The organism is Acidovorax sp., assembly GCF_027492855.1.
In the GTDB taxonomy this organism is placed as follows: Bacteria; Pseudomonadota; Gammaproteobacteria; order Burkholderiales; family Burkholderiaceae_C; genus Acidovorax.
On sequence record NZ_JAPUDY010000083.1, the window covers coordinates 39,478 to 53,683 of the forward strand.

General features: G+C 62.6%; 13 protein-coding genes. 4 read left to right on the plus strand and 9 right to left on the minus strand.

From position 1 onward, the window contains the following. Positions 1-212 precede the first annotated feature (212 nt). The 3 genes from Q0105_RS16500 to Q0105_RS16510 are packed head-to-tail and all read left to right on the plus strand — an operon-like array spanning position 213 to position 2,242. Complete coding sequence (locus Q0105_RS16500) at positions 213-1,301, plus strand: alkene reductase (protein WP_298213224.1); 1,089 nt, start codon at positions 213-215, stop codon at positions 1,299-1,301. Between the two features lie 13 nt (positions 1,302-1,314). Next, a complete protein-coding gene (locus tag Q0105_RS16505) occupies positions 1,315-1,902 on the plus strand; it encodes a TetR/AcrR family transcriptional regulator (RefSeq protein WP_298213225.1) in 588 nt (195 codons plus the stop codon). Between the two features lie 52 nt (positions 1,903-1,954). Then, positions 1,955-2,242, plus strand: a complete 288-nt coding sequence (locus tag Q0105_RS16510) for a YciI family protein (RefSeq protein ID WP_298213226.1) — start codon at positions 1,955-1,957, stop codon at positions 2,240-2,242. 4 nt (positions 2,243-2,246) lie between these two features. Here the strand turns inward: Q0105_RS16510 and bioB are convergent, their stop codons facing one another. The 8 genes from bioB to scpA all read right to left on the minus strand — a co-directional run bounded on the left by bioB (position 2,247) and on the right by scpA (position 11,539). After that, a complete protein-coding gene (gene bioB / locus Q0105_RS16515) occupies positions 2,247-3,305 on the minus strand; it encodes a biotin synthase BioB (RefSeq protein ID WP_298213227.1) in 1,059 nt (352 codons plus the stop codon). 13 nt (positions 3,306-3,318) lie between these two features. Continuing rightward, a complete protein-coding gene (locus tag Q0105_RS16520) occupies positions 3,319-3,570 on the minus strand; it encodes a hypothetical protein (protein WP_298213228.1) in 252 nt (83 codons plus the stop codon). A gap of 100 nt (positions 3,571-3,670) precedes the next feature. Next, entirely contained in the window at positions 3,671-4,153 is a 483-nt protein-coding gene (locus tag Q0105_RS16525) for a VOC family protein (protein WP_298213229.1), read from the minus strand. Positions 4,154-4,219: 66 nt separating this feature from the next. Continuing rightward, positions 4,220-6,268, minus strand: a complete 2,049-nt coding sequence (locus tag Q0105_RS16530; protein ID WP_298213230.1) for an acetyl/propionyl/methylcrotonyl-CoA carboxylase subunit alpha — start codon at positions 6,266-6,268, stop codon at positions 4,220-4,222. A gap of 27 nt (positions 6,269-6,295) precedes the next feature. Next, on the minus strand, positions 6,296-7,828 hold the full coding sequence (locus Q0105_RS16535; RefSeq protein WP_298213231.1) for an acyl-CoA carboxylase subunit beta: 1,533 nt from the start codon (positions 7,826-7,828) through the stop codon (positions 6,296-6,298). 35 nt (positions 7,829-7,863) lie between these two features. Next, positions 7,864-8,883 (minus strand): methylmalonyl Co-A mutase-associated GTPase MeaB, encoded by a 1,020-nt coding sequence (meaB, locus tag Q0105_RS16540; RefSeq protein ID WP_298213232.1) that lies wholly within the window; start codon positions 8,881-8,883, stop codon positions 7,864-7,866. Continuing rightward, positions 8,880-9,350, minus strand: a complete 471-nt coding sequence (locus tag Q0105_RS16545) for a GNAT family N-acetyltransferase (protein WP_298213233.1) — start codon at positions 9,348-9,350, stop codon at positions 8,880-8,882. Before Q0105_RS16545 ends, meaB begins: the two co-directional genes overlap by 4 nt. A 17-nt stretch (positions 9,351-9,367) precedes the next feature. Next, positions 9,368-11,539 carry a methylmalonyl-CoA mutase gene (scpA, locus tag Q0105_RS16550; protein ID WP_298213234.1) on the minus strand — a complete coding sequence of 724 codons (2,172 nt, stop codon included), beginning with the start codon at positions 11,537-11,539 and terminating at the stop codon, positions 9,368-9,370. 127 nt (positions 11,540-11,666) lie between these two features. Here scpA and Q0105_RS16555 point away from each other — a divergent pair, with 127 nt between their 5' ends. After that, positions 11,667-12,308 (plus strand): GntR family transcriptional regulator, encoded by a 642-nt coding sequence (locus tag Q0105_RS16555; RefSeq protein ID WP_298213235.1) that lies wholly within the window; start codon positions 11,667-11,669, stop codon positions 12,306-12,308. Between the two features lie 196 nt (positions 12,309-12,504). On the opposite strand, the gene Q0105_RS16560 is transcribed toward Q0105_RS16555, so the two are convergent. After that, positions 12,505-14,103: a fibronectin type III domain-containing protein gene (locus Q0105_RS16560; RefSeq protein ID WP_298213236.1), complete on the minus strand. Its 1,599-nt coding sequence runs from the start codon at positions 14,101-14,103 to the stop codon at positions 12,505-12,507. Between the last annotated feature and the right edge of the window lie 103 nt (positions 14,104-14,206).

Consider the following 14,206-nt stretch of genomic DNA (forward strand, 5'->3'; position numbering starts at 1 on the left):
TCATCTGCCGCTCGATTTGTGCAGTGGCTCCCTGGCGGTGCTCGGCTTATGGGCCAAGCCTTCCGATCGCCATTCCTCCAGCGTTTTCGGTGCTTCCGGGTTTCGGCAACGGCGCCTTTTTTTGTCGACACAAAACAGCCTACTTGCTTGATTTGGACAATTGCCCTAATAATTAGGCCAATCGTCCTAATCGATGTTGAAAGGAGGTTTTCGTGGCTGCTGATTTGTTCTCTCCCGTAGCGCTGGGTGGCGTCACCCTGGCCAACCGCATGGTGATGGCCCCCATGACGCGCAACCGGGCCGCGCCCGATGGCGTTCCATCGCCCCTCATGGCCATCCACTATGGCCAGCGTGGCGATGCCGGGCTGGTGATTGCCGAATCCGCCCCCGTCTCCGCGCAAGGTGTCGGCTACCCAGGCACGCCAGGCATCTACACCGACGCGCAGGCTGAGGGTTGGCGCCAGGTCACTGCGGCAGTCCATGCCAAGGGTGGTCGCATCTTTGCCCAGTTGCAGCACTGCGGGCGCATCTCGCACCCCAGCCTGCAAGCTGACGGCGGACCTGCGGTGGCTCCGTCTGCGATTCGCCCAGAGGGTATGGCCGTTACCTACACAGGTATGCAGCCGTTCACCACGCCGCGCGAACTCTCTGCCCATGAAGTCCCCGGCGTGGTGGCCCAGTTCCAGGCCGCATCGCGCATTGCCCAGGCTGCGGGGTTCGATGGCGTGGAGATCCACGGGGCCAATGGCTACCTCATCGACCAATTCCTGCGCGATGGAACCAACCAGCGCACGGATGCCTATGGTGGAACACCGGCGCGGCGCATGGCGTTCCTGTCGGAGGTCCTGGACGCCGTCGGCGAAGTGTGGGCAACGGAGCGCATTGGCGTGCGCCTGAGCCCGGAGAACCGTTTCAACGACATGAGCGACAGCGACCCGGCCTCTCACTTCGGGTTCTACGCGAAGGTGCTTTCCGCCCGCCGCCTGGCCTATCTCCATGTGCTGGAGGGTGACATGACAGCCGCCCCGCACTCGCTGGACTACGGGTTGCTTCGGCGCCAATTTGGCGGAACCTACATCGCCAACAATGGCTACGACAAAGCACGCGCCATGGCAGCCATCCGTAGCGGCGCGGCCGACCTCATCGCTTTTGGCAAGCCCTTCATTGCAAACCCGGACCTGGTGACGCGTTTTCGGCACGACCTGCCGCTCAGCGACCCCGACCCCACCACGTTTTACGGAGGAGATGAGCGTGGGTACACCGATTACCCTGCGGCCGCTACGCCCACCGCGATGGACTGAAAGCCCCGCCATGATGAAAACCATTGCACCCAAGCCTAGCACCCGCCAGGAGATCGTTGAAAAAGCAGACCTCTTGTTCTATCAGCGTGGTTTCGAGAACACCTCGTTTGCCAACATCGCTGACGAGGTGAAGATTTCGCGGGGCAATTTCTACTACCACTTCAAGACCAAGGACGACATTCTTGCGGCGGTAATAGCGCACCGTGCCGCCCAAACCCAGGCCATGCTCGATGCCTGGGCTCAAAAGGGGCACACGCCTGCCGAACGCTTGAAGTGTTTTGCGCAGATGCTGATCGACAACCGCCAGGACATCCAGCGCTTTGGCTGCCCGGTGGGCACGCTGTGCGCCGAGCTGGCCAAGCGGGAGCATCCCTCACAGGGCGACGCCGGAATGATCTTCGGCCAGTTTCGCCGATGGCTGGCGGAACAGTTTGCCGCGCTGGGCCGCGCCGACGATGCCGACACACTAGCGATGCACCTGCTGGCCCGAAGCCAGGGCATCGCCTCCCTGGCGAATGCTTTTCATGACGAAGTGTTCATCCGCCACGAGGTCGATCAGATCGAGGCCTGGGTGCAGTCTGTGGCTCCTCAGGGCTCTTGAGCAACGCAGTTTTCCAACCCCCTACAACCCCATGCCATAGGAGGAGTTCACCATGCACATTGTTTTTCTCAAATTCGGCCCCAACCGCTCGCAAGCAGCCCAGTGGATGGCCGCGCACAACCAGTGGATCCAGAGCGGCATCGACGACGGCGTGTTCCTGATGGCCGGTTCGCTGGAGTCCGCGCAAGGCGGCGCGATTTTGGCCGCCAAAACCACCAAAGAAGAACTCGCATCGAGGGTTCAGCAAGACCCCTTTGTCGCCCACGGTGTGGTGGTGCCGGAGATCATCAGCGTGACGCCATCTCGCACCGTGGAAGGTTTTGCCAGGCTCATCGACTGATTAACTATGCATGGTGATGATGCCCGTGCTCCGCCTCGGTCGTGGTGGTGCGGTGGCCGTTCAGGCCCAGCTTCGCCAGCAGTTGCACGTCGGCATCCACGTCGGGGTTGCCCGTCACCAGCAGCTTGTCGCCGTAAAAGATCGAATTGGCCCCGGCCATGAAACACAGCGCCTGCACCGCCTCGCCCATTTGCTGGCGCCCTGCCGACAGGCGCACGCGCGCTTTGGGCATGGTGATGCGGGCCACGGCGATCACGCGCACAAAGTCGAAGGGGTCGATGGGGTCGCTGTCGGCCAGCGGCGTGCCGGGCACGCGCACCAGGCTGTTGATGGGCACCGACTCGGGGTACGGCTGCAGATTGGCCAGTTGCGCGATCAGGCCTGCGCGGTGTACGGGCGCCTCGCCCATGCCCACGATGCCGCCGCAGCACACGCTGATGCCCGCGCTGCGCACGTTCTGCAGGGTGTCCAGCCGGTCCTGATAGGCGCGGGTGCTCACCACGTCGGTGTAGTACTCGGGGGCGGTGTCGAGGTTGTGGTTGTAGTAGTCCAGCCCTGCGTCCTTCAGCGCCTGCGCCTGGTGCGATTCGAGCATGCCCAGCGTGGCGCAGGTCTGCAGGCCCAGGCCCTTCACGGCGCCGATCAAGGCGCTGACTTTTTCAATATCGCGGTCCTTGGGCGCGCGCCAGGCGGCCCCCATACAAAAGCGCGTGGCGCCCGCGTCCTTGGCGGCCTGGGCGGCGCGCACCACCTCGTCCACTGCCATCAGCTTTTCGGCCTTCACGCCGGTGTCGAACTCGGCCGCCTGCGGGCAGTAGCCGCAGTTTTCAGGGCAGCCGCCAGTCTTGACCGACAGCAGCGTGGCCAGCTCGATGTCGCCCGCAGGCCAGTGCTGGCGGTGCACCGTCTGCGCCTCGAACAGCAGGTCCATCAAAGGCTTGTCGAGCAGCGCCTGGATGGCTTCCACCGACCAGGGGCCTTGGGCCACGGGGGCTGCAGGGCGGCGGTGCAATTGGACGGGCTGTGCCGATGGGGTGGCGGTGGAGGCCAGGGTGGTGGACATGGGAGGGGTTCCTTCATTCATCAAGGCTTCTGCCCTGCTGCGGGTTGTTCATCAGCGCGCACCGGCCAGAACCTGGGCGGTTCGCAGCGGCTGGGGCGGATTCTCTAGGAGAAAGCGGCACAAACATGCACCGTAGGGTCACAAAAAGTGCCAATAAAAGTGCGACGGCAACGGCGCTCAAGTTCAGAGTTTTTTGCGCGCAGAAGGCCGCATCTTCGCTGCATTTGGCGCGATTTCTGAAAAGCGCCACAGTGGCGATTTTCAAGCGCTCGCAACAGGCGCTTATCTGTGGCGATCTGGTGCGAAATCAGTTGCGCAGGCGCTCGAAGATAGGCGACGTTAGCGCGCCGATCAGCGCGACATACTCAACTGAGTGCAGCAATCACATCCGCGGGCGCCTGCACCAGCTCAATCAGCACGCCCTCCCCTGCAATCGGAAACTCGTCATTGCTCTTGGGGTGCAAAAAGGTGATGTCGTAGCCCGCTGCGCCCTTGCGAATGCCGCCGGGCGCAAAACGCACGCCCTTTGCCGTCAGCCATTCCACCGCGCGGGGCAAATCGTCGATCCACAGGCCGATGTGGTTGAGCGGCGTGGTGTGCACGGCGGGTTTTTTGTCGATGTCGAGCGGCTGCATGATGTCCACCTCGACCTTGAAAGCATCCCGGCCCATGGCCAGGATGTCTTCGTCGACGTTCTCGCGCTCGCTCTGGAAGGTGCCGGTTTGTGTGAGGCCCAGCATGTCCACCCACAGGGTTTTCATGCGCTGCTTGTCGGTGCCGCCAATGGCGACTTGCTGAATGCCAAGCACCTTGAAGGGGCGCAGCGTGTTGGGGTTCGTGCTTGTCATGAATATCTCAATCGCTCTGTTTTTGATAGCTGCTAGCGCTTTATTAGCAAGCGCTAGAGGCCAATTTCATTCAAATTCCAGAATGATCTGGTCCACCGCCAGCGATTCACCCTTGCCCGCCGTGATCTTGCCGACCACGCCATCTTGTGCGGCAAAAAGGATGTTCTCCATCTTCATGGCCTCGATCACGGCCAGCTTTTCACCGGCCTGCACCTTCTGGCCGGGCTGCACCGCCACGTCGACCAGCAGGCCGGGCATGGGCGAGAGCAGGAACTTGGACAGATCGGGCGGTGCCTTGAACGGCATGAGCTTGTACAGCTTGGCCCCCAGTGGCGACAGCACCAGCGCGTCGATTTGTGTGCCGTTGTGCGCAATGCGCAGCGCCAGCGGATTCTTGCCCACGCCGCGCTCCACCTGGGCGGTAAAGCCCTGGCCGTTGCAGGCGCCCTGCACACGGATCTGGCCCAGCGTTGCCGTGCTGCTAATTTGATAGCTATTGCCGCCCACCAATACAGCGCTAGAGCCCGATTTGTCTTCAAAATCGGACACCGTCACATCGTGGTATTGGTTCTGGCCCTCGGCGCCCAGCGTGATCACCACAAACTGCTCGCCCACCTTGACCTCATGCCCGGCCAACTGGCCGCTGATGCCCGAGGCACGTGCGCGGTAGCGGCGGTTCATGTAGGCGGCCAGCGCCACCAAAAACAGCGGGTCATCGTGTGGCACGTCTTCGGCGTGGAAGCCCTTGCCGTAGTTCTCGGCAATAAAACCGGTGTTGAAGTCGCCCGTCACAAACTTGGGGTGCGCCAGCAGCGCGGCCTGGAACGGGATGTTGCTGCTGATGCCGCGAATCACGAAGCCGTTGAGCGCCGCGCGCATCTTGGCGATCGCGTCGTTGCGGTCAGTGCCGTGCACGATGAGCTTGGCGATCATCGAGTCGTAATACATGGGGATCTCGCCGCCTTCGTACACACCCGTGTCCACGCGCACACCGAGCTTCTTGGTCGTGTCCGCCTGGAACATCGACTCCTCGGGCGGCTGAAAGCGCACCAGGCGGCCGGTGGACGGCAAAAAGTTGCGGAACGGATCTTCGGCGTTGATGCGGCATTCGATGGCCCAGCCGTCGCGCTTCACATCGGCTTGCGTGAGCGGCAGCTTCTCGCCCGCCGCCACGCGGATCATCAGCTCCACCAGGTCCAGGCCGGTGATGCATTCCGTCACCGGGTGCTCCACCTGCAGGCGGGTGTTCATCTCCAAAAAGTAGAAATCCTGGTCCTTGCCGACCACAAACTCCACCGTGCCCGCGCTTTGGTACTTGACGGCCTTGGCCAGTTGCACGGCCTGCTCGCCCATGGCCTTGCGGGTGGCGTCGCTGATGAAGGGCGACGGCGCCTCTTCGATCACCTTCTGGTGTCGGCGCTGGATGGAACACTCGCGCTCGTTCAGATAAATCACATTGCCATGGCTGTCGCCCAGCACCTGGATCTCGATGTGGCGCGGCTCCTGCACAAACTTCTCGATGAAGATGCGGTCATCGCCAAAGCTGTTGCGGGCCTCGTTCTGGCAACTGGTGAAGCCTTCAAACGCTTCCTTGTCGTTGAACGCCACACGCAGGCCCTTGCCACCGCCGCCGGCCGAGGCCTTGATCATCACGGGGTAACCAATGCCCTTGGCAATCTCCACCGCCTGCTCGGGGCCGCTGATGGCGTCGTTGTAGCCGGGAATGGTGTTGACCTTGGCTTCATTCGCCAGCTTTTTGGACGCAATCTTGTCGCCCATGGCGGCAATCGAATGCGCCTTGGGGCCGATGAAGGCAATGCCTTCGTCTTCGCAGCGCTTGGCAAAGGCTTCGTTTTCAGAGAGGAAGCCGTAGCCGGGGTGCACGGCCTGTGCGCCGGTCTGTTTGCAGGCGGCAATGATCTTGTCGGCCAGCAGGTAAGACTCGCGCGAGGGCGCCGCACCAATGTGCACGGCCTCGTCGGCCAGCTTGACGTGGCGGGCTTCTTTGTCGGCGTCGGAGTAGACGGCGACGGTGGCGATGCCCATCTTGCGGGCGGTGGCGATGACTCGGCACGCGATTTCGCCACGGTTGGCGATCAGGATTTTGGTGAACATGTGTGATCTCCTGGGTTCTTGTTCTTTTTAGAGCGGAATGTTCCCGTGTTTGCGCCACGGGTTTTCGAGCTTCTTATCCCGCAACATCACCAGCGAGCGGCAAATGCGCTTGCGCGTCTCGTGCGGCAGGATCACGTCGTCGATAAAGCCACGTGCACCGGCCACAAACGGGTTGGCAAAACGCTGCTTGTATTCGGCCTCGCGCGCGGCCAGCTTCACGGGGTCGTTCTTGTCTTCGCGGAAGATGATTTCCACCGCGCCCTTGGCGCCCATCACCGCGATCTCGGCGTTGGGCCAGGCCAGGTTCACGTCGCCGCGCAAGTGTTTGCTGCTCATCACGTCGTACGCGCCGCCGTAGGCCTTGCGTGTGATGACGGTGATCTTGGGCACGGTGCACTCGGCGTATGCGTACAGCAGCTTGGCGCCGTGTTTGATGATGCCGCCGTACTCCTGGCTGGTGCCGGGCATGAAGCCGGGCACGTCCACAAACGTGACCACGGGGATGTTGAAGGCGTCGCAGAAGCGCACAAAACGCGCGGCCTTGATGGAGCTCTTGATGTCTAGGCAGCCAGCCAGCACCAGCGGCTGGTTGGCCACGATGCCCACGGTTTGGCCTTCCATGCGGGCAAAGCCGATGAGGATGTTCTTGGCGTACTCGGGCTGCAGCTCGAAAAAGTCGCCGTCGTCCACCGTCTTGACGATGAGTTCCTTCATGTCGTACGGCTTGTTCGGGTTGTCGGGCACCAGGGTGTCGAGCGAGCGGTCGGCGCGGTCGGCCGGGTCGTTGCTCGGGCGCACGGGGGCCTTTTCGCGGTTGTTCAGCGGCAGGTAGTTGTACAGGCGGCGCAGCATCATCAGCGCCTCCACGTCGTTCTCAAACGCCATGTCGGCCACGCCACTCTTGGTGGTGTGCGTCACGGCGCCGCCCAGTTCTTCAGCCGTCACCTCTTCGTGCGTCACGGTCTTCACGACTTCGGGGCCGGTCACGAACATGTAGCTTGAATCCTTCACCATGAAGATGAAGTCCGTCATGGCGGGCGAATATACGGCGCCACCAGCGCTCGGGCCCATGATCATGCTGATCTGCGGAATCACGCCGCTGGCCAGCACGTTCTTCTGGAACACGTCGGCATAACCGCCCAGCGATGCCACGCCCTCCTGGATGCGCGCACCGCCCGAATCATTCAGGCCGATCACGGGGGCACCCATCTTCATGGCCTGGTCCATCACCTTGCAGATCTTCTCGGCATGCGTCTCGCTGAGCGCGCCGCCGAACACGGTGAAGTCCTGGCTGAACACGAACACCAGGCGGCCGTTGATCATGCCGTAGCCGGTGACCACGCCGTCGCCAGGGATCTTATTGGCTTCCATGCCGAAGTCGGTGCAGCGGTGCTCGACGAACATGTCCCATTCTTCGAACGTGCCGTCGTCCAGCAGCAGCTCGATGCGTTCACGCGCTGTGAGCTTGCCCTTGGCGTGCTGCGCATCAATGCGCTTTTGCCCGCCGCCCAGGCGTGCCAGCGCACGCTTTTTCTCCAGTTGATCCAGGATGTCTTGCATGGTCGTCCTTTGGTGAATGGGTTTGTGTTTACTATTTATTTGATAGCTGCTTGCGCTTGATGGGATTGCGCTAGCAGCAAATTTCTTGCTGCAGTCGATGCCGCGATACGCCCTGCGGCCACGTCGGACTGCAACTGCGGCAGCAGCTCCTTGACCTGCGCATGCTGACGAAACGCGAGCTTGAGGCCCGCGTCGATGCGCTCCCACATCCAGGCCAGCGCCTGCTTTTCACGCCGCGTGGCCAGGCGGCCGTTGGCGGTTTGCAATTGGCGAAACTGCGTGACGGCGGCCCAGAAGCTGTCCACGCCCTGCCCCAGCAGCGCGCTCATCTGCACAACCCGTGGGTGCCACAGGGTTTCGTTGTGGTGCGCGTTTTCGGGGTTGCCGTGCTGGCTGAGCAGGCGCAGCGATGAGGTGATCTGCGCCTCGGCGCGCGTGGCAGCGTTCTTGTCGATGTCGGCCTTGTTGATGACCACCAGGTCCGCAATCTCCATCACGCCCTTCTTGATCGCCTGCAGGTCGTCGCCCGCGTTGGGCAATTGCATCAGCACGAACATGTCCGTCATGCCCGCCACAGCAATCTCGCTCTGGCCCACGCCCACGGTTTCGACGATGACCACGTCATAGCCTGCGGCCTCGCAGACCAGCATGGCTTCGCGCGTCTTCTCTGCGACTCCGCCCAAGGTTCCACTGGATGGGCTGGGTCGGATGTAGGCCTTTTCGTGCACCGACAGGTGCTCCATGCGCGTCTTGTCGCCCAGGATAGAGCCACCCGAGACGGTGCTCGACGGGTCGATGGTGAGCACGGCCACGCGGTGGCCCTGGGCGATGAGGTACAGGCCCAGGGCTTCGATGAAGGTGGATTTGCCTACGCCGGGCACGCCGCTGATGCCTAGGCGGAAGGCTTTGCCGGTGTGGGGGAGGAGCTGCGTGAGCAACTCGTCGGCCTGGGCACGGTGGTCCGGCCTCGTGGATTCGAGCAACGTGATGGCTTTGGACATAGCGCGGCGTTGGAGGGGGCCGGGTTGGCCCACCACACCTTGATAGAGGTTCATGGCGCGACCTCCGCCCCGTTGGACTCGAACGCAGGGCTCCACCGGTACTCCAGATCGAACTCCTGCTCCTCCACCAGTTGAAATCCGTGGCGCAGATAGAAGCGATTGGCGTCACTGCCGCGCAAGGCGCTCAAAGTAATATCCTGCGCGCATGACCTGCCCTGCGCCTTGACCCACTCCAGGGCCCAAGCCCCAGCACCCTGACCTTGGTGGGAGGGGCGAATGTACAGATGGTGCAACCGCAAGCAGCGCGCGTCGGCCTTTGGAATGAGAGTGAGATATCCAATTCGCTCCCCGCCCACCAAGATGTGCCGCATGCAAGCAGGCTCAAATGCACTGCGCAGGCGCTCTCGCACACGCAAGGGGTCAAAACGGCCCAGACGCTCCAGACTCTCGCGCAAGGCTTCGGCACGAAGATCCGCCATGGAACCAAAGTCCCCTGCGTCGACGCTGCCAAAGCTGAACATGGGAGATGCGACCAAACTCACGCGGCAACGGCTTTGCGAATCTGCTCCAGCACATCCTTCGCGCTGGCCGGAATCGGCGTGCCAGGCCCATAAATGCCCTTCACGCCCGCTTCGTACAGGTGCTCATAGTCCTGCGCCGGAATCACCCCGCCCACAAACACAATGATGTCGTCGGCGCCTTGGTCCTTGAGCGACTGGATGATGGCGGGCACCAGCGTTTTGTGGCCCGCAGCCAGCGTGCTCACGCCCACCGCATGCACGTCGTTCTCGATGGCCTGGCGCGCGCATTCCTCGGGCGTCTGAAACAGCGGGCCCATGTCCACGTCAAACCCCAAGTCGGCAAAGGCCGTGGCCACCACCTTGGCGCCCCGGTCGTGGCCGTCCTGGCCCAGCTTGGCGATCATCACGCGGGGGCGGCGGCCCTCGGTTTCGGCGAATTCGTTGATTTCGGTCTTGAGCTTGTCCCAGCCTTCGGCCGAGTCATAAGCGGCTGCGTACACACCGGTCACCTTTTGCGTATCGGCGCGGTGGCGCCCAAAAACCTTCTCCAAGGCATCGCTCACCTCGCCCACCGTAGCGCGCAGGCGCACGGCCTTGATGGCCAAATCCAGCAGGTTGCCGCTGCCGTCTTCTGCTGCAGAAGTGAGAGCATCCAGCGCTTTCTGCACAAGCGCTGAGTCGCGTTTTGACCTGATATTTTTCAGGCGCTCAATCTGGCCGTCACGCACCTTCACATTGTCGATTTGCAGGATGTCGACCGGGTCTTCCTTGGCCAGCTTGTATTTGTTGACGCCAACAATCACGTCCTTGCCGCTGTCGATGCGTGCCTGCTTCTCGGCCGCGGCGGCCTCAATCTTGAGCTTGGCCCAGCCGCTGTCCACGGCCTGGGTCATGCCGCCCATGGCTTCGACTTCTTCGATGATCTTCCAGGCGGCGTCCATCATGTCCTGGGTCAGCTTTTCCATCATGTAGCTGCCAGCCCAAGGGTCGACCACGTTGGTGATGTGCGTCTCTTCCTGGATGATGAGTTGCGTGTTGCGCGCGATGCGCGAGGAAAACTCGGTGGGCAGCGCGATGGCTTCATCGAGCGCGTTGGTGTGCAGGCTCTGCGTGCCGCCAAACACGGCCGCCATGGCCTCGATGGTGGTGCGCACGATGTTGTTGTAGGGGTCTTGCTCGGTGAGCGACCAGCCCGAGGTCTGGCAGTGCGTGCGCAGCATCAGGCTCTTGGGGTTCTTGGCGCCGGTCTCCTTCATGATGCGGCACCACAAGAGGCGCGCGGCACGCATCTTGGCGACTTCGAGGTAGAAGTTCATGCCGATGGCCCAGAAGAAGCTCAGGCGCCCGGCGAATTCGTCCACGTCCAGGCCCGAGGCGATGGCGGTTTTCACGTATTCCTTACCGTCCGCCAGCGTGAAGGCCAGCTCCAGCGCCTGGTTGGCCCCGGCCTCTTGCATGTGGTAACCCGAGATCGAGATCGAGTTGAACTTGGGCATGTTCTTGGCCGTGTAGCCAATGATGTCGCCAATGATGCGCATGCTCGGCTTGGGCGGGTAGATGTAGGTGTTGCGCACCATGAACTCTTTCAGAATGTCGTTCTGAATGGTTCCGCTGAGCTTGTCTTGCGAGACGCCCTGCTCTTCTGCCGCCACCACGTAGCCTGCCAGCACGGGCAGCACGGCGCCGTTCATGGTCATCGAAACCGATACCTTGTCGAGCGGTATCTGGTCAAACAGGATCTTCATGTCCTCGACCGAATCAATCGCCACGCCCGCCTTGCCCACATCGCCCGTCACGCGCGGGTGGTCGCTGTCATACCCACGGTGCGTGGCCAGGTCGAACGCCACCGACACGCCCTGCCCGCCCGCCGCCAGTGCCTTGCGGTAGAAGGCGTTGGACTCTTCGGCGGTCGAAAAGCCTGCGTATTGGCGAATGGTCCACGGCCGCACCGCATACATGGTGGCCTGGGGGCCGCGCAGATAAGGCTCGAAACCCGGCAGCGTGTTGGCATACGGCAGATTGGCCGTGTCTTCGGCGGTATAGAGCGGCTTGACGGTGATGCCGTCGGGCGTCACCCAGTTCAGTGCATTCACATCACCACCGGGGGCCGACTTGGCGGCAGCCTTGGCCCAGGCTTCCAATGAAGACGCAGCGAACTCGGGGGCGTTGTTGGGGGGCGTGTCACTCATGGCGAAGGCTTCTCCGAAGATGGCAGTGGGCGAGAAAACGGTGCAGGGGTTGATCCCGATGTGGCGTCGAGTTTACATCATTCATAATTATTGATTCAAAATATTCTACGCAGCTTACAATCGACCCATGTCCGCCCTCACCCTCACGCCCCGCGCCCTGTACGAAGAAGTCGCCGAGCAATTGCGCCAGCGCATCTTCAGCCGCGAGCTGGAGCCCGGCAGTTGGATCGACGAGCTCAAAATCGCCGAAGAATTCGGCATCAGCCGCACCCCGCTGCGCGAGGCGCTGAAGGTGCTGGCCGCCGAGGGCCTGGTCACGATGAAAGTGCGCCGGGGCGCCTACGTGACCGAGATGAGCGAAAAAGACCTGCGCGACGTGTACCACCTGCTCAGCCTGTTGGAGAGCGATGCCGCAGGCGTGGTGGCCACCACCGCCACACCGGCCCAGTTGCAAGCGCTACAGGATCTGCATGCCGAGCTGGAAGCCGCCGCTGGCGAGCGCGAGCGCTTTTTTGCGGTGAACGAGCGCTTTCACATGCTGCTGCTGGAGCTGGCCGACAACCGCTGGCGCGGCCAGATGGTGGCCGACCTGCGCAAGGTGATGAAACTCAACCGCCACAACTCGTTGCTCAAGCAAGGGCGCATCGAGGATTCGCTGAACGAACACCGCGCCATCCTCGCCGCCATGGTCGCGCGCGACGGCAAGGCCACGGCCAAGGCCATGCAGGCGCACTTTGCGCAGGGACTGGAAGCGGCCAGCCCCCACTGAGAACGGCTGCTGGTGGCAGGTTGTTGGCGCCTCGCGGCGTGCATTTCGACGCCACCCGCTTGTATTCTTGTGGCTTCGCCCCACCTCGCCATGCTGGCGGATGGCCAAGCTATCGGCCGAGCACCGTGTTGACATATATCGCAAAGACCGTTGCACGGTCTCCGCGAGATCAATCAATACGAATACGCGCCTCCGCTCAAAGGCCCCTCGCCGAACTCCGGCGCGCAAATACCAGGCCCATCAACCCAAGGCATGCAGAGAGCAGCAACAGGCCCCATTCCGAAAGGCTGGGAATGCCCGTGGCGCCACCCGGCACGCCCCCCGGGCCGCCGGGATCCAAAATCACGCCGTTGCCGCTCAAATCGCTATCGCCCTGCAGGCCATCCGTGAGCGTCAGCGTGATCTGGTTGCCCGAAATGACCGCATTCGGGTATTGGTACCAGTGCGGCGCGGCATTGCCGGGTTCCGGTCCATATTTCCAATAAGCAGTGCCGGGGGGCAGATTGGCCGGATAGGTCAGGACCAGTGAGGTGCTCGAATTCAGATCGCCCCCCGTGAGCTTCACGTCGAACAGGCCATAGGGGAAATGAATGCCCGGTGGCAGGTTGGGCGGCGACTTGGCGTGGCCCGTGGTTGGGATGAAGCCGCCAGAGTCCGCATGGTCAACCACCCAGTTGTGCCCAGGGACCAAGCGTGCGCGTCCAGTGCCATTGTTGGTGGGCAGGCTCGTGTTGGGGGCTGAGCAGCTCGCTGTGGTGCCTCCGGCCGTTCCCGCGCAGCTCCAGGCCCATGGCGAACCATCGGTCACGGCACTGGCATTGCCCGCCGTGCACAGCCCCGCGCTGGGCGTGAAGGTGCTCGCAACGCCATTGGCCGTGCCACAGACACCGTTGACAAGCGCTGTCGGCGTTGCTCCCGTCGATGCAGTGGAATAGTTGCCCAGACCCACACCGTTTTGGGCCGCGACCTTGGCGTAGTAGGTGGTGCCGTTGCTCAGACCGGACGCAACGCAACTCGGCGTCGTCGATGCCAACGTGGTGGCTGGCAGGCACCCCCCGCCCGCGTCGCTGTAAGGGCCACCCAGGTTGGTGGCAAGCTGCACGCGGTAGCCGGTGACCGCGCTGCCGCCATTACCCGCAGGCGCAGTCCAGGTGACGGTAGCTTGCGCATTGCCAGCCGTGGCTGCGACGCCGGTGGGCGTACCCGCTACAAAGGCCGGCACGGTGAAGACGGCATTGGCCGTGGCCGCATTGCTTGCACGATCGAGCACCTGGGCGCTCGCGATGGTGAGAGTGTCGCCGACGGCAAGCGTCGGGGTTCCCGCAAGAGTAAGGGTGAAGCTGCTCGCATAGCCTCCCACGGCAGAATTGGCGGCCAGGGTGCTGGAAGATAACGTGTGGCCGTTGTTGAGCGAGAGGTTGCCCAGCGTCACCTGGCTGACCAGCACGGGTTCGCTGAAACTCAGCACCAACGTATCACCAACGTTGAGCGTACCGTCCGCACCGGTGTCGGTCACCACAGTGGGCGTGCTGCTTGCAACGGTTGGCGGCGTGATGTCGTAAGTCAGCATGCCAATACCGTTGTCATAGCGGGCCACCTGATCCGCTCCCTGGACGTTGGAGGCCGAGAGCACCACGGCGTAGCTCGTGCCATCCACCAACCCAAGGCCTGCGCTGCAGCCATTTGTGTCGACGGCCTGGCCCACGCTGCTGGCGCCGCTGTTCAAGGCTGCGCCTTGGAGTGCGCAGGTCTGGGGCGAGTTGGGGTCTGCAGTGCCGCCGGTGCGAGTGAACACCACGCTGCCAGCACTGGCCGCGATGGACAGGCTGTAGTTCAGCGTCGCGCTAGTGTGGTGTCTCAGAAGTAAATTGAATTATTTTGGTGTATAGCTGTCCAAG